General features: G+C 31.7%; 15 protein-coding genes. 7 read left to right on the top strand and 8 right to left on the bottom strand.

The window, feature by feature from the left end:
- Positions 1-12: 12 nt before the first annotated feature.
- A complete protein-coding gene (locus Q4512_RS01175; protein ID WP_303420739.1) occupies positions 13-1,377 on the bottom strand; it encodes a saccharopine dehydrogenase family protein in 1,365 nt (454 codons plus the stop codon).
- 77 nt (positions 1,378-1,454) lie between these two features.
- Here Q4512_RS01175 and Q4512_RS01170 point away from each other — a divergent pair, with 77 nt between their 5' ends.
- From Q4512_RS01170 to Q4512_RS01160, 3 genes are all read left to right on the top strand, one after another.
- On the top strand, positions 1,455-1,838 hold the full coding sequence (locus tag Q4512_RS01170; RefSeq protein ID WP_303420737.1) for a DUF423 domain-containing protein: 384 nt from the start codon (positions 1,455-1,457) through the stop codon (positions 1,836-1,838).
- A gap of 72 nt (positions 1,839-1,910) precedes the next feature.
- Entirely contained in the window at positions 1,911-3,521 is a 1,611-nt protein-coding gene (gene pckA, locus Q4512_RS01165) for a phosphoenolpyruvate carboxykinase (ATP) (protein WP_303420735.1), read from the top strand.
- A 94-nt stretch (positions 3,522-3,615) separates the two neighbouring features.
- A complete protein-coding gene (locus Q4512_RS01160) occupies positions 3,616-4,518 on the top strand; it encodes a T9SS type A sorting domain-containing protein (RefSeq protein WP_303420733.1) in 903 nt (300 codons plus the stop codon).
- A 70-nt stretch (positions 4,519-4,588) separates the two neighbouring features.
- On the opposite strand, the gene Q4512_RS01155 is transcribed toward Q4512_RS01160, so the two are convergent.
- A complete protein-coding gene (locus Q4512_RS01155; protein WP_303420730.1) occupies positions 4,589-5,338 on the bottom strand; it encodes a uroporphyrinogen-III synthase in 750 nt (249 codons plus the stop codon).
- A gap of 21 nt (positions 5,339-5,359) precedes the next feature.
- Positions 5,360-6,010, bottom strand: coding sequence for a DUF4271 domain-containing protein (locus Q4512_RS16390; RefSeq protein ID WP_368389406.1), 651 nt, complete (start codon positions 6,008-6,010; stop codon positions 5,360-5,362).
- A gap of 107 nt (positions 6,011-6,117) precedes the next feature.
- On the opposite strand from Q4512_RS16390, the gene Q4512_RS01150 reads away from it, so the two are divergent.
- The 3 genes from Q4512_RS01150 to Q4512_RS01140 are packed head-to-tail and all read left to right on the top strand — an operon-like array spanning position 6,118 to position 8,670.
- Positions 6,118-6,840, top strand: a complete 723-nt coding sequence (locus Q4512_RS01150) for a polyprenol monophosphomannose synthase (RefSeq protein WP_303420728.1) — start codon at positions 6,118-6,120, stop codon at positions 6,838-6,840.
- A gap of 10 nt (positions 6,841-6,850) precedes the next feature.
- Positions 6,851-8,197 carry a dihydroorotase gene (locus tag Q4512_RS01145; protein WP_303420726.1) on the top strand — a complete coding sequence of 449 codons (1,347 nt, stop codon included), beginning with the start codon at positions 6,851-6,853 and terminating at the stop codon, positions 8,195-8,197.
- Complete coding sequence (locus Q4512_RS01140) at positions 8,197-8,670, top strand: DUF4296 domain-containing protein (RefSeq protein WP_303420724.1); 474 nt, start codon at positions 8,197-8,199, stop codon at positions 8,668-8,670. Before Q4512_RS01145 ends, Q4512_RS01140 begins: the two co-directional genes overlap by 1 nt.
- 1 nt (position 8,671) lies before the next feature.
- On the opposite strand, the gene Q4512_RS01135 is transcribed toward Q4512_RS01140, so the two are convergent.
- Positions 8,672-9,679, bottom strand: a complete 1,008-nt coding sequence (locus Q4512_RS01135) for an NAD-dependent epimerase/dehydratase family protein (RefSeq protein ID WP_303420721.1) — start codon at positions 9,677-9,679, stop codon at positions 8,672-8,674.
- Between the two features lie 86 nt (positions 9,680-9,765).
- Here Q4512_RS01135 and tyrS point away from each other — a divergent pair, with 86 nt between their 5' ends.
- On the top strand, positions 9,766-11,073 hold the full coding sequence (gene tyrS, locus Q4512_RS01130; protein WP_303420719.1) for a tyrosine--tRNA ligase: 1,308 nt from the start codon (positions 9,766-9,768) through the stop codon (positions 11,071-11,073).
- Between the two features lie 122 nt (positions 11,074-11,195).
- Here the strand turns inward: tyrS and Q4512_RS01125 are convergent, their stop codons facing one another.
- The 4 genes from Q4512_RS01125 to Q4512_RS01110 all read right to left on the bottom strand — a co-directional run bounded on the left by Q4512_RS01125 (position 11,196) and on the right by Q4512_RS01110 (position 15,530).
- The gene (locus Q4512_RS01125) at positions 11,196-11,633 is read right to left on the bottom strand and encodes a YHS domain-containing (seleno)protein (protein WP_303420717.1); all 438 of its coding nucleotides are present in this window, start codon (positions 11,631-11,633) and stop codon (positions 11,196-11,198) included.
- Positions 11,634-11,683: 50 nt separating this feature from the next.
- Complete coding sequence (locus tag Q4512_RS01120) at positions 11,684-12,664, bottom strand: acyl transferase (protein ID WP_303420715.1); 981 nt, start codon at positions 12,662-12,664, stop codon at positions 11,684-11,686.
- 79 nt (positions 12,665-12,743) lie between these two features.
- On the bottom strand, positions 12,744-13,595 hold the full coding sequence (locus Q4512_RS01115) for a T9SS type A sorting domain-containing protein (RefSeq protein WP_303420713.1): 852 nt from the start codon (positions 13,593-13,595) through the stop codon (positions 12,744-12,746).
- A 150-nt stretch (positions 13,596-13,745) separates the two neighbouring features.
- Positions 13,746-15,530, bottom strand: a complete 1,785-nt coding sequence (locus Q4512_RS01110; protein WP_303420710.1) for a T9SS type A sorting domain-containing protein — start codon at positions 15,528-15,530, stop codon at positions 13,746-13,748.
- Positions 15,531-15,549: the final 19 nt, after the last annotated feature.

The following is a 15,549-nucleotide window of genomic DNA, read 5'->3' as shown; positions in this document are numbered from 1 at the left end:
GCTATAATACTTTTAAACGTGTAACGGGTTGTAGCCAAGATATGGCACTTCTTTTTCGTTAAAGTTAATTCCGTAGTCTTCTAACTCTTTTAAAATTGGCGTGTACACTTCTTTGTTTATTGGCATTTGTACACCAGGGGTTGTTATTTTTTCGTTTAAAATGGCTAGTGTTGCTATTGCAACCGGTAAACCTACTGTTTTTGCCATTGCAGTATAGGTTTGGTCTTCGCCAATGGTTACCATGGTTGCATCAATTTGATGTTTTTTTCCATCTAATTCGTAGCCAAATTTATGGTACATAACAATCATGTCTTTATCTTCTGGATCTAATGTCCAACTGTCCATTAAAATCTTTTGTAAAATTTGTGCTGGAGTTGCATTTTTTAATTCTACCATTTTTGTTTTACTAAAAATGTCTAGTTCTAAAAATTTATCCCAAACGATATCGTCTTGGTCTATTTTAAGAGCATGTCTAAACTTAAGTTCTACAGAATCTGTTGGGCTATATGGTAAAAATGCGTTTACAAAATCACGATAACTCATGTTTTCGCTATCGTCTATGCTGTAGCTATCGTCTGTCATACCGAGTTGCACAAAAACATTCCAAGCTCTAGAAAAACCTACGCGTCTAATGGTACCTCTGTATAGTGTTTTAATGGTATCTAGACCATAAACACTTTGGTATTTTAGGGAGTCTCTATTTGCATAACCTTCAAATCTCCCATAGCCATCTACTTCTAAAAATTCGGTACGTCTAAAAAGTCGATTGTAGGGGATGTATTTGTAGGTGTCTTCTTGTAAAAATTTTCCAGCGCCTCCTTGCCCTGCTAAAACTACATTTCTTGGGTTCCAAGTAAATTTATAGTTCCATAAGTTGTTGTCACTTTCTGGAGCAACAAGTCCTCCTGTAAAAGATTCGAATAAGATGATTTCTCCACCTTTTTCTCTAATCTTATCGATAACTTGCATTGCACTCATATGGTCTATTCCAGGGTCTACACCAATTTCATTCATAAAAACGAGTCCTTTGTCTTTTGCTGCCTTATCTAGCATTTGCATTTCTGGACTGATATAGGATGCGGTTACCATATTTTTATTAAAAGTAATACAGTCTTTTGCTACTTCTATATGATATCTAGCAGGAAGCATAGACACCACAATATCTGCATTTTGTATTGCTTCTTGACGGGAATGTTTATCAAAAACGTCTAATAGAATTGCTTGTGCATTTTCATGATTTCCAATTAGTTTTTTAGCATGAGTAAAACTGATGTCGCCGACTATAATTAGTAAATCTTCTGTTTTCGATTTGTCTAATAAGTATTTAATAAGGTATGATGAGGATTTTCCAGAACCTATGACTAAAATCTTTCGCATAATGAGAATTGTTGAGTAATTTTGTAATTACGAATGTAATAAATAGTAAGGGTAAAATATATGAAAAGCTTAAATATATGGATAAAAAATTATTAATAACCGGAGCAATTTTTGGTGTAATAGCAATAGTGCTTGGTGCTTTTGCTGCTCATGGATTAAAAACAATTATTTCTGAAAGCGCTTTACAATCTTTTGAAACTGGTGTGCGATACCAAATGTATCATGCATTTTTGCTTTTAATTTTGGGAAGTCAATCTGTAATTTCTGAGAAATCTAAAAAAACAATTTATGCTTTTATAGTAGTCGGTGTTTTGTTATTTTCTGGCTCTATTTATGGTTTATCAACAAATGCATTAACTAGTATAAATTTTAACAAGATAGCTATGTTTACTCCTTTAGGAGGTGTTTTATTAATTACCGCTTGGATAATCATGTTGATAAACTTTTTAAAATTAAAATAGGATATTTAAGGTTTTAGATGGCTACTTTAAAATAAAGTTTTAATTTTGCAGCTTAAACAACACAATTAAAATATGGTTAATCATACTCAATTAACGAAAACGATTTCGTTAGAACAATATGGAATCAAAAATGCAAAAATTAATTATCAACTTTCACCAGAAGAACTTCATGCAGTTACTGTAGATAAAAAACAAGGTGTTACTGCATCGTCTGGTGCATTAGCAGTTAATACTGGAGAGTTTACAGGTAGGTCGCCAAAGGACAGGTTTATTGTTAAAGATGATATAACTAAAGATAGAGTTTGGTGGGGAAATATTAATATCCCTTTTGATGGGGATAAGTTTGAGAAACTATACAATAAGGTTGTAAATTATTTATCTGAAAAAGAAGTTTTTGTAAGAGATAGTTATGCCTGTGCTGATACGGATTATAAATTAAATATTAGAGTAATTAATGAATGCCCTTGGAGTAATATGTTTGCTTATAACATGTTTTTACGTCCTACTGAAGAAGAATTAAAAGACTTCTCTCCAGAATGGACTATTGTAAATGCTCCAGGTTTTATGGCAGATCCAGAAGTTGATGGCACGCGCCAACATAATTTTGCAATACTAGATTTTACTAGAAAAATTGCATTAATTGGAGGAACTGGTTATACAGGAGAGATAAAAAAAGGGATTTTTTCTGCATTAAACTTTATACTTCCTGTGTTTAAAAACACTTTACCAATGCATTGTAGTGCAAATGTAGGTAAGAAAGGAGATACTGCGATTTTCTTTGGACTTTCTGGAACCGGAAAAACGACTTTGTCTACAGATCCAGATAGAAGTTTAATTGGGGATGACGAACATGGTTGGACTGCAGAAAACACGGTTTTTAATTTTGAAGGAGGATGTTATGCAAAAGTAATCAACTTATCTCAAGAACAAGAACCAGAAATTTACGCAGCAATTAAAAAAGGAGCCATTTTAGAAAATGTAAAAATGGATGCGCAAGGGGAAGTTGATTTTAAAGATACTTCTATTACTCAAAATACCCGAGTTAGCTATCCAATTTATCATATAGAAAACATACAAAGGCCTTCCATAGGAAAAAATCCAAAAAATATATTCTTTTTAACAGCAGATGCATTTGGCGTTTTACCTCCAATATCTAAATTAACACCAGGTCAAGCAGCATATCATTTTATTTCAGGATATACAGCTAAGGTGGCAGGTACAGAAGCAGGAATTACAGAGCCAGTACCTAGTTTTTCAGCTTGTTTTGGAGCACCTTTTATGCCATTACATCCAACAAAATATGCTGAGATGTTGAGTGCGAAAATGAAAGAAACAGGAGTTAATGTTTGGTTGATAAATACAGGATGGACAGGCGGTCCTTATGGAGTTGGTTCTAGAATGAAGTTAAAATATACTAGAGCAATGATAAGTGCAGCTATTAATAATGATTTAGGTGCAGAAAATCATGAAAATTTCCATACACATTCTGTATTTGGTTTGGCGCAACCAAGAGTTGTTCCAGGAGTGCCAACAGAAGTCTTAAACCCAAGAAAAACATGGAATAATGACGAAGGTTACTATGAAACTGCTTATAAACTTTCCGCGTCTTTTAGAGCTAATTTTAAACAGTTTGAAGCATATGCAAATCAAGAAATATTAGATGGTGCACCAAACATGAAGTAAATTTTTGATGAACTACATTTTTATTTGTTAAAAAGTCTTGTAGGTATTTATTTATAACTTAACTTTATGACTATAAATTATAAAGCTATTAATTATGAAAAAAACATTACTTTTTATGGCTCTTGCTATAGCCATGCAAATTAAAATTCTAGCACAATCGACAGCTGTTCCTAATGCAGATTTTGAACAATTTTTAATCACATTTACTTCTATTAATGGGCCATTAGATGGTTTTATTTTAGATAGTGAAGCAGCTGCGGTTACAGGAGTATTAAATTTAGGAAATAGTGCCCCTTATAATGCTATTGACGATTTTACTGGTATTGAAGCATTAACAAGTATTTCGGGTTTGGTTATTACATATAATGCAGCAGTAACTAGTTTAGATGTATCTGCTAATTCAAGTTTAGTTTCATTAAATACAGAAGCTTGTACTGCTTTAGGGACTTTAGTTACTGGTGCAAATGTAAGTTTAAGCGAATTGCTTATTCCTGGATCACCTGTTGGAACTTTAGATTTGTCTGGTAATACAGGGTTAACAGTATTAGATGCAAGACAAACTAGTTTAACTTCCTTAGATATGCGTAACGGAAATAATGCTAGCGTTACAGCTTTTGATTCGCGTTTTAATACAAGTCTTGTCAATATTTTTGTAGACGATTGTACTGCTAGTTATTTAACAACATTGCCTTGGCAAAAAGATGGGGCCAGTACATTTGTAAATGATGCCTCTGGTTGCCCTACTCTTTCTGTGGATACTGCAAAGGATTTAACTTTTGATATCTATCCTAATCCAGCTAAAAACACATTGTTTGTTGCATCTAATGTGCAAGAATCTTATATTCAAGTTTACGATATAACAGGAAAGTTAGTGTTAAATAAACAAATGCAGTTTGGAGAAAACACATTAAATATTAGTGCAATGGTTCCTGGTGTGTATTTAACAAGAATATTAGCGGAAGGGAAATCGGTAACTAAAAAATTAATAATTCAATAAAAGAATACAATTAACTAACCAAAAAAGGCGCAACATATGTTGCGCCTTTTTTGGTTAGTTTTTGAATAAACTACTTTCCTTTGTTTGTTTTCTTAATGTACTTTTCTAAAGCCATTGTCATAGAAGGTGTTTCTGGCGTTGGTGCAGCAATATCTACACGAAGTCCATGTGCTTCTACAGCTTTGATGGTAGTGTTCCCAAAAACGGCTATTCTAGTGTCGTTTTGTTTAAAGTCTGGGAAATTTTTAAATAAAGAATCTATTCCAGAAGGGCTAAAAAACACTAAGATGTCATAAAACACATCTTCTAAGTCTGATAAATCACTAATTACTGTTTTGTAAAAAACAGCCTGTTTCCAGTTTACAGCTAAATTATTTAATATGGTTGGTACTTCCGGTTTTAGTTTGTCTGTAGTTGGTAATAAGAACGTTTCGTCTTTATATTTTTTTATGGTAGGAGATAACTCAGAAAAAGTTCTCTTACCAACATAAATTTTACGTTTTCTATAAACAACATATTTTTGTAAGTAGTAAGCTACAGCTTCAGACTGGCAAAAATATTTCATGCTATCAGGCACTTTAAAGCGCATTTCTTCTGCAACTCTAAAAAAGTGATCTACTGCGTTTCTACTCGTTAAAATAATAGCAGTATAATGACTTAAATCTATTTTTTGTAGTCTTATTTCTTTTGCAGGAACCCCTTCAACGTGAATAAAAGGTCTAAAGTCTATCTTCACTTTTTGCTTTTCTTGCAAATCAAAATAAGGCGAATTTTCTATTTTAGGTTCTGGTTGAGATACTAAAATGGTTTTGACTTTCATATAATAGCTAACTTTAATGCCTTAACTGTAATCTTTAAATAACTTAAATAATACTAGATAAGGCGAAATTTCAAGTGCGCAAAGATACAAAATAAAATAAAACAAATTGGATTTTATTAAATTTTGATAGGTCTTATAGGTGGCAACGATGCTTATGCAATTAATTAAAACAAAAACAATTACGAGAATTTGAAGTATAATTGGAGAAGGAGAAGTGCTAAACAACAGAATAAAATTAACAGGTATTAGTACTAGACCAAAAAAAATTTTATAGCTCGTTTTTTGAAACACATAAAAATCTAAAGTATTACTTATGTCAAATAAGCTACCTAATAATCGCTCTAGAGATGTTTTTGCTAGTATAATTATTGCAATGACAATAAAAACTTTAATTAAAAAAGAGTAAATATCATGTATCTCTGCTACAAAATTTTCATACAAAAAAACACTAAAAATAGAAGTTGAAAGTAATAAGTTTATAAACAGTAATACATTAAAGCTATCTATGATTTTAGAATCTCTAGAATATATTTTTAAATATCTAAAATTACCTAATACATAAATAAAATCGTTAAAGCGTTTTGTAAATAGTACTTTTACCGTGGCAACTAAAACCAGACAAATAACTAGTAATACTGTAAAAATTTCATTAGATATTATTTCACGAAGCATCTGGTAAAATTATTATAAATAATTTTATTTGCCTTCCATTTTTTAAGGAAAATTTAAAAATAAATAACTTTTAAATAGCTTACATTTGCTAAAATTTAATGCTTTTTATGCAAGATACGATTATCATAATACCAACATATAATGAAATAGAAAATATTGAGGCTATTATTAAGGCTGTATTTTCTTTGGAAAAAAACTTTGATGTTTTGGTAGTAGATGATAGTTCTCCAGACTTAACTGCACTTAAGGTTAAAGAATTACAAGAGCAATTTAAAGAGCGATTATTTCTTGAAGTGCGCAAAGAAAAATCGGGATTAGGTACCGCCTACATACATGGTTTTAAATGGAGCTTAGCAAGGGAGTATCGTTACATTTTTGAAATGGATGCAGATTTTTCGCATAACCCAAAAGATTTAATTCGTTTGTATAATACCTGTCATGTGGATGGAGCAGATGTAGCCATCGGTTCTCGTTATGTAAAAGGTGTAAATGTTGTAAATTGGCCAATGAGTAGAGTTTTATTATCTTACTTAGCTTCAAAATATGTGCGTTTTATTACAAGAATGAAAATTCATGATACAACAGCTGGATTTATTTGTTATAAAAGAGAAGTATTAGAAAGCTTAGATTTAAATAAAATAAAATTTACAGGATATGCCTTTCAAATAGAAATGAAATTTAAAGCATATTGTAGAAAATTTAATATAATAGAAATTCCAGTTATTTTTACAGATAGAACAAAAGGGGAATCTAAATTAAGTTCAGGTATAATTTCTGAAGCTATTTTTGGTGTAATCTCTATGAAATTTAAAAGTCTTTTTGTAAAATAAAATAAAGCACATGCAACACAAACAAACACTTATTAAGAACGCAAAAATTGTAAATGAAGGAAGTATATTTCATGGAGATATTCTTATTGAAGGGGAGTATATTAAGGAAATTAGTGAATCTATAAGTGCCAAATCTGCCGATATCCATATTTTTGATGCAGAAGGGAATTACTTACTTCCAGGGGTTATAGATGATCAAGTACATTTTAGAGAACCTGGTCTAACACATAAAGCAAATATTGAAACAGAATCTAGAGCAGCGATAGCAGGTGGTATAACTTCTTTTATTGAAATGCCAAATACCAATCCGCAAACTACAACCATAGAAAAGCTTAATGAAAAATTTGAAATAGCATCAAAAACTTCGTCTGCTAATTATTCTTTTATGTTTGGTGGTACAAATGATAATCTAGATGAAATTTTAAAAGTAGACCCAAAAGAAGTGGCGGCTTTAAAACTCTTTTTAGGTTCTTCTACAGGAAATATGCTGGTAGATAACCCAGAAGTTTTAGAAAAAATATTTTCTAGTACAAAACTGCTTATCGCTGTGCATTGTGAAGACGAAGGAACTATAAAAAGTAATCTTGCAGCATATAAAGAACAGTTTGGTGAAGATATACCATTAAAGCATCATCCAGATATTAGAAGCGAAGATGCATGTTATATTTCTTCATCTAAAGCCATAGAGCTCGCAAAAAAAACAGGTGCTAGACTGCATGTTTTTCATCTTTCTACTGCAAAAGAAACAAATTTGTTTACCAATAAATTACCTTTAAAAGACAAGAAAATTACTGCAGAGGTTTGTGTGCATCATTTATGGTTTACTAACCAAGATTATGACACAAAAGGAACTTTTATAAAGTGGAATCCTGCAGTGAAAACACAAAAAGATAAAGATGGCTTATGGAAAGCTTTGTTAGACGATAGAATAGACGTTATAGCTACAGATCATGCACCACATACGTTAGAAGAAAAAAATAATGTATATACCAAAGCACCTTCTGGAGGACCTTTGGTACAGCATGCCCTTCCTGCAATGCTAGAAATGCATCATAAAGGTAAAATTACCTTAGAGAAACTTGTGGAAAAAATGTGCCATAATCCTGCTATATTATTTCAAGTAGAGAAAAGAGGCTATATAAAAGAAGGTTATTTTGCAGATTTAGTAATGGTAGATTTAAGTAGTCCTTGGACAGTTAAAAAAGATAATATTTTATACAAATGTGGTTGGTCTCCTTTTGAAGGTACAACTTTTAAATCTAGAATTACTCATACATTTGTTAATGGTATTTTGGCATATAAGAACTTTAAGTTTTATGATGTTAAAGCAGCTAAACAACTAACATTTAATAGATAATGAAAAATATTTTATTTACATGTCTTGTGTTATTATTGGTTTCATGTTACAACCAAAACAAACCGAATAAACCAGATAATCTTATTTCTAAAGATAAAATGGTTTCTGTTATTATAGACATGTCTATGTATAGCTCTGCTAAAGGAGTTAATAAAAAAATACTTGAAAATAATGGTGTTAAATTACAAGAGCTTATTTTTAAAAAACATAATATAGATAGTGCTCAGTTTGCTAATAGTAATTATTATTACACCTATCATACAGAAGATTACGAGGTTATATACAAGCAAGTTAGAGATAGTTTAACGAAGTTAAAAGCCGAGTACACTGCTCTAGATAAAATAGAAAGCGAACAAAAGAAAATAAACGATTCTATAAAACAATCTAAATTAAAAAATAATAATTTAATGGAGGCACCTTTAGAAACTGCATTAAATAAGAAAAACAGATTTACTCCTGTAAAGTCGAATTAAATTATTGTTCTTTTAAAAACTGTTCGGAAACCTTTTTTATACTTTTTTCTATTGGTATAAACGCATAATCTAATGCTTCAATAATTTTCTGGTTATTATAGTTTGCAAGTGTTAAGGCAGTTGCAGCAGTCTGTTTTGTTAAACTTCTTGGCTTTCCAGTTAAAAAACTTTTTAACCAATCTGCTCGCCAACCAATTTGAAGTAGAAATGGAGTTACTTGTTTTTTAGGTGCTTTTACCTGTAAATATTTTGCAGCAATTTCAATGAAATCTTTGAAGCTTAAATTTTCAGAAACTACTATAAAACGTTGGTTGCGTATATCACTTTTCATTAGTTGTAACATACATTGTACAACATCTTTAACGTCTACATATCCAGAAGTTCCAGTAGCAGAATATGGTATTGTGTTTTGCACTTTTTTAAATAATAAACCACTACCAGAGTTCCAGAAACCAGCACCTAAAATAATTCCTGGATTTACAATTACAGCATCTAAACCTTCTTGCGTACCACGCCAAACTTCCATTTCTGCACCATATTTTGTTATACCGTAAACACTATTGTCTGTTTCTGGGTTCCAAAAAGTATCTTCATCAATTAAACTATTATCTTCCTTGTTTCCTAAAGTAGCAATAGAACTTATATAACATAACTTTTTAATGGTATTTGCTATAGATAAATTAACAATGTTAGCTGTGCCTTCTATGTTTGTTTTTCGTAAATCGTAATAATCCTTGAGATCAAAAGAAATAAGTGCAGCACAATGATATACATGAGTTATGCCTTTAAAAGCTTCCGTTAAAGCAGGAATATTTAAAATATCTGCCTCTATCCAGTCAATTTTATTAAAAGCAGAGGTAGAATCTTCGGTAAAATAAGAAAATACTTTTTTTACACTTTCTAACTTCTCTTCATTTCTATAAATAGCACGAACATTTTGGTTATTTTTAACCAATTCATATAGTAAATGCGAGCCAACTAAGCCTGTTCCTCCTGTAACTAAAATCATAAAGCTAAAATAGTAATTTTGTAATTAGCTTTTCTCTTTTAACGGATAAACATATCTTTGCTGGACTTTAGAATAATAAACAAGAAATGAACTATAATTTAGTAGAAGAATTAACGTGGAGAGGAATGGTACATGATATCATGCCTGGAACAGAAGAGCAATTAAATAAAGAGATGACAACGGCTTATGTTGGTTTTGATCCAACATCCGATTCTCTTCATATTGGTAGTTTGGTTCCTATTATTTTATTAATGCATTTAGAGAAAGCTGGACACAAACCAATTGCTTTGGTAGGTGGAGCAACAGGAATGATTGGGGATCCTTCTGGTAAAAGTGACGAACGTAATTTGCTAGATGAAGCTACTTTAAACCATAATGTTGCGGGAATTAAGCGTGTTTTATCTCGTTTTCTTAATTTTTCTTCAGAAGAAAAAAATGCTCCAATTTTAGTAAATAACTACGATTGGATGAAAACCTTTAGTTTTATAGATTTTGCTCGTGATGTTGGTAAACGAATTACAGTAAACTACATGATGGCAAAAGATTCGGTAAAAAAACGTTTGTCTGGTGACGAAGGAAACGTTGGTATGTCTTTTACAGAGTTTACTTACCAATTAATTCAAGGGTATGATTTTTACCATTTATACAAGCAATATAATTGCGTGCTGCAAATGGGAGGAAGTGATCAATGGGGAAACATTACTACTGGTACAGAATTAGTAAGACGTATGCATGTTGGTGAAGAAGCGAAAGCTTACGCCATGACTTGTCCTTTAATAACCAAAGCAGATGGTTCTAAATTTGGAAAAAGCGAAGGTGGAAATATTTGGTTAGATGCAGATAAAACTTCGGTATACAAATTTTACCAATTTTGGCTAAATACAAGTGATGAAGATGCCGAAAAGTATATTAAAATATTTACTTTTTTAGATAAAACTACTATGGATGCTTTAATTGTTGAACACAAAGAAATGCCTCATCTTCGTTTATTACAAAAGCGTTTAGCTGAAGAGGTGACCACTTTAGTACATTCTAAATCTGATTTTGAAAATGCTGAAAAAGCTTCTAATATTTTATTTAGTAAATCTTTTAAAGAAGATATAAATACATTGAACGAAAGTACGTTTTTAGATGTTTTTGAAGGAGTGCCACAAGCTGAGGTTTCAAAGCAAGAGATTGAATCAGGATTAGACATGATTGCAGCACTTGCTGCACAAACTAATTTTTTAGCATCTAATGGTGAAGCTAGAAGAGCTTTAAAAGAAAACTCCGTTTCTGTAAATAAAGAAAAAGTAAAAGAAGATTATAAAATAACAAGTCTAGATTTAATAAACGATACTTACGTAGTTATTAACAAGGGAAAACGTAATACGTATATTATTAAAGCGGTTTAAAATAAAAAAAGCCTGATTATGAAAATAATCAGGCTTTAAAACTAACCAATTAACTAAAAAATTAATTTTTCTTTTTCTAGCACTTTTTTAGTCGGAATTTTTTTTAAATACTTACAGCTATACTATTTTATTTTCTCCCAATTCTTATCTGCTTTCTGTTGGAGCTTAGTTGGTTCTTCTGCTAACCAAAGGTCTAGAGTATTTGTTCCCCATGAATTATAAAAAAGATATAGCTTACCATCGCGTATTTCATACGTTTCAGGATCTATAGACACTTTTTTAGATTTCGCACCAATTGCATAAGCGCAATAACCTCCATATTGTGGAATGTATTTTTCTGGATTATCAATAAACATTTTCAAATGTAAGCTAGAAGCGAATAAATAAGTAACACCATCATATTGTGTAACGTATTTTTTGTTTCCTTCTATAGCGGTATTATTAAAATATGCAACGACATCATAACCTTTTACAGCAGTTCCGTTTTTCGTATTATAATCTATTTTTTGTGCTTGAATAGTTCCTAGTACTAGAAACAATAAAAAGGGTAGTGCTTTCATAAATTGTTTTTATATAAGTCGGTAAAAACAATCTATAATTACAGTAATAGTTATAAGACCATGAGGTTACAACCACGTATATCGCTATTATCGAATCTTCCTATAATTTCAAAAGAGCCATCCTTATTAACTTTTCCTAAATCTTGCGTTGCAATAAAAGCGCAGGAATTTACATTTGCCAAATCTATTATGTTTAACCCTCCAGTTTTTCCAGGATTTTGTATGGTTAAAGCATCTTCTGTGTCACGAGTTAAGACTTGCATCCAGTTTGGGCAATTAAAAACACCATTTCCTGTAGAATAGGCTTGGCTTAATAATTCGGTCATACCATACTCGCTATGTATGTTTTGTACGCCAAACCCTTGTTTTAAAATGTCGTGTAATTCTTCTCGAATTAGTTCTTTTCGCCTTCCTTTCATACCACCAGTTTCCATGATAATGGTGTTTTGTAATTGAAAAGAGTGGTTTTCTATCAAATCTAATAAAGCAAAAGAAACTCCAATAAGTAATACTTTTTCACCTTGTACATCTAAGGTTTGTAATTTGCTTTTTAATTCGGAAAGATTATCTAAATAAAACCCGCTTTGTGGTTTCTTAGATTTTTTAATCAAATCATTAAACATATATACTAATGAAGACCCTTCACGTTCTAAATAATTAGGTAATAAAGCTAAAATGGTATAGTCTTCTATATTGCCATAAAAGTGTTTAAAACCGCTTCTGAAGCTTTCTTCGTAAACAGAAACATTAGTTACTTGATGTTTACTGGTAATGCTTCCGGTGGTGCCACTACTGGAAAATGTTTGTTCAATTTCTTCCGAAGCACTTAAAATTTCATGACTTTTAAAAAACGAAATTGGCAAAAACGGAATATCTTCTATACGTTTTATGTCACTTGGGTGGATGTATAATAAATCACAAAAAGAACGATATACCGCATTATTTTCAAACTGAAATTTAAAAACCTGTAATGCTACAGTGTCAAATTCTGTTTGGTTTTTAATACTAAATATGTCTTTAGTGTGTATCATAGCTTATGATGACAAAAGTAGGTAAAATAAAAAAGCGTTACTCTATAGAGTAACGCTTTTTATATGTTATAAAAGGGAATTAGTTAATTACTAATTTTTTAGTAGTACTATTTCCGTTTTGAACTAATTTTAAAATGTACATTCCAGCGTTTAAATTAGAAACGTCTAAAGTCTGGTTAGTAACATTTTGAGATAATACTTGTTTTCCTAAAACATCAAAAACAGAAACTTGTACGGCTTCGTTGTTACTTGTTTTAATGGTTACAATTCCATTTGCTACAGGATTTGGATAAATAGAAAACGCTGCAACTTCATTTTGGTCTACAGAAAGAGTTTCTCCATAAATATTAACATTATCTAATCTTAAATATTCTGTACCAGCATTATTCATTGCGGTTACTTTAATTGTTAAAGAGCTACCCGTTCCAATATTTTGGTTAATAGTTGTTGAAGTAAATTCTACTCCAGGACTTATTTCTCCTATGATTGTGTGTATAGGATCTCCTAAGTTATTCCAGTTTGGGATTCGTGTAAAGGCACCACCATCAATAGCATAATAAACATCCACATAATCTGCGGTTTCAAAGTTACCTTGTCCTAAAACATCAATAGTGAAGTATACATTAGCTAAGTTTGTAATATCAATAGTAGTGAAATTTAAAGCAACTTCCCCATCTACATCTCTAAATTCAAATTGGCCATTACTTACTTTTGCCCAATCTGTAGCTGCTGTAAATGCACCTTGAGAACCATCAATAGTCCAGTTGCTAACACCTGCAGGATAGTCCCCAACATTCATAATTGTTCCAGAAGCATCAATTCCTTGTATACCTGTTCCATCCGTATAAGTATCAAAAGTTTCAGAAAGAATTTGTGCAAAAGATACTGTGCTAATAATTGTAAATAAAAATAATAAGTAGATTTTTTTCATAATTTAATTTTTTTTTAGGGTTTATTTAATGCAAATATTATACCAATTAGTTTATTGGAAATACTGTTTTTTTTTATTCCGATAAATATATTACAAAAAAAAGACTGGTAAAAAATCACCAGCCTTTTTAACAATAACTTAATATTGGAGTTATTTTATAACTAATTTTTTTGTAGTCACATTTCCGTTTTGAGATAATTTTAAAATGTAAATACCACTTGTTAAAGTAGCAACGTTTAAAACGTTGTTGTTTACTGTTTGGTTGATTACTTGTTTTCCAAGAATATCAAAAACTGAAACAGAAATCACTTCGTTAGATGTGCTAGAAATATTTACGAACCCATTAGTAACAGGGTTAGGGTATACAGCAAAAGTATTGTTGTTATAATCTTTTGTAGATAAAGTAGTATCTGCAAAGTTTTGAGAAATCACTAAATTATCAACAAGAACAGTTTCATTTGTTGATGAATCCGATTGTCTAAGTTGAAAAGCTTCCATTACGCTTCCTGGGTCAGCATCATCTCCACCTACTATAGAAGTGTCTCCCATAGCTGTAGCATCTATCCATAATTGCGCTATATTAGCATCCTGATCATACATTACTATTGCACGATAAGTAGTTCCAAAAGAAAGATCTGCAGCCCAAGTAGCTTCCGCTGTACTTGTTCCTGTAGAAATACCAACAGTGAAATCACCACCAGAAGTAGCTTCAACGATATCAAGACGAGCTTTAAAACCAAATCCAGAGTCTTTAAAATGAGCAAAGTATTCAAAATCAGAACCAGTAATTGGTGCGCCAGGATCCTCAACAGTAAAATCTAAACCATAATAGATTTTTCCAGAAACTGGTGTAAAAGGTATAATTACATCTTCGCTAGGTGCTCCGTGTTCTACTACAGCTTGTCCAGAAGATACTAAGAAATCCCCTGCAGTACCTCCATTATTTAACCAAAATCCGTTTGGAACAAGACTACCATCAGCATAAGTGAAGTCATCAGAAATAGGTAATACATTAGAAGGTACACATGTTGCAGCAGTAATTGTGCTCATTACATTACAAAGGCTTGTGTCGTTAGCAGTAATTGTAACGTCAACCCCTTCAGTAAGTCCTGTAATAGTAATTGTTCCAGTTTCGTCTATTGCAGGATCTCCTGCGCTTAAATCAATAGAACCAGCATCAGCAACTACTGTAAATGAAGAATTTCCACCACCAGAAAAATCAATAGTAGCAGTATATGTGTCAGCACCATTAGTAATAGCATCACAAATTGCAGAAGAGTTGGTGAAACTAAAACCACATGTAGGTGTACCCCATGCGCCTGGATCAAAATCACCAGGAGCTGTTCTTGGCGCATTTACATGCGATGTACAACCTGTTACATCAGAGTCAGCCCAAACATTCCATTCTGCTTCATTAAAAGTTGTTGATCCCATTGTTACTGTAGTAAGTCTTTCTGCTCTACCGTCTTCATACTCTGAACAAGTACCAGAGTTGTCTGTGTTTGTAGCTGTCATTGTATCATAAACTCCCCAGAAATCAACAATAGTATCTGTTCCATCAATTAAAACTAAATCGTCATCACCATTACTTCCAGCAACACCATTATTTACACTATCTAGTTGGTGAGCAGTCATTCCATAAACAGTGGCAAAAGTTCCAGCTGCATTATCATATGCTATAATATAGAATCCGCCAGCAGGAATTGATCCTGTTAAGTCTAAAGAAACCGAAACAGCACCACTTGCATTTGTATATTTGTCAATTTGCCACCCGTTACCTTCTGTAAAGTCTACAGTCGAAGCACCTAAGTTATGTAATTCAATATAACGTGCATCTGAATTGTTATCAGGATCAGCAATTTCTGTAATAATTACCTGTGCAAAAGAGGCAGAGGTCATTAATACTGTTAATAATAAAAAGTAAATTTTTTTCATAATTGTGTTTTTTTATAAA

The organism is Oceanihabitans sp. 2_MG-2023, from assembly GCF_030547245.1.
GTDB lineage: Bacteria > Bacteroidota > Bacteroidia > Flavobacteriales > Flavobacteriaceae > Oceanihabitans.
This window is presented reverse-complemented; position numbering and strand designations above follow the sequence as displayed.

Bases quoted from the DNA above. Each gene is read 5' to 3' on its own strand.
- Q4512_RS01175 (WP_303420739.1), bottom strand. From the start codon at position 1,377: ATGCGAAAGATTTTAGTCATAGGTTCTGGAAAATCCTCATCATACCTT.
- Q4512_RS01170 (WP_303420737.1), top strand. From the start codon at position 1,455: ATGGATAAAAAATTATTAATAACCGGAGCAATTTTTGGTGTAATAGCA.
- pckA (WP_303420735.1), top strand. From the start codon at position 1,911: ATGGTTAATCATACTCAATTAACGAAAACGATTTCGTTAGAACAATAT.
- Q4512_RS01160 (WP_303420733.1), top strand. From the start codon at position 3,616: ATGAAAAAAACATTACTTTTTATGGCTCTTGCTATAGCCATGCAAATT.
- Q4512_RS01155 (WP_303420730.1), bottom strand. From the start codon at position 5,338: ATGAAAGTCAAAACCATTTTAGTATCTCAACCAGAACCTAAAATAGAA.
- Q4512_RS16390 (WP_368389406.1), bottom strand. From the start codon at position 6,010: ATGCTTCGTGAAATAATATCTAATGAAATTTTTACAGTATTACTAGTT.
- Q4512_RS01150 (WP_303420728.1), top strand. From the start codon at position 6,118: ATGCAAGATACGATTATCATAATACCAACATATAATGAAATAGAAAAT.
- Q4512_RS01145 (WP_303420726.1), top strand. From the start codon at position 6,851: ATGCAACACAAACAAACACTTATTAAGAACGCAAAAATTGTAAATGAA.
- Q4512_RS01140 (WP_303420724.1), top strand. From the start codon at position 8,197: ATGAAAAATATTTTATTTACATGTCTTGTGTTATTATTGGTTTCATGT.
- Q4512_RS01135 (WP_303420721.1), bottom strand. From the start codon at position 9,679: ATGATTTTAGTTACAGGAGGAACAGGCTTAGTTGGCTCGCATTTACTA.
- tyrS (WP_303420719.1), top strand. From the start codon at position 9,766: ATGAACTATAATTTAGTAGAAGAATTAACGTGGAGAGGAATGGTACAT.
- Q4512_RS01125 (WP_303420717.1), bottom strand. From the start codon at position 11,633: ATGAAAGCACTACCCTTTTTATTGTTTCTAGTACTAGGAACTATTCAA.
- Q4512_RS01120 (WP_303420715.1), bottom strand. From the start codon at position 12,664: ATGATACACACTAAAGACATATTTAGTATTAAAAACCAAACAGAATTT.
- Q4512_RS01115 (WP_303420713.1), bottom strand. From the start codon at position 13,595: ATGAAAAAAATCTACTTATTATTTTTATTTACAATTATTAGCACAGTA.
- Q4512_RS01110 (WP_303420710.1), bottom strand. From the start codon at position 15,530: ATGAAAAAAATTTACTTTTTATTATTAACAGTATTAATGACCTCTGCC.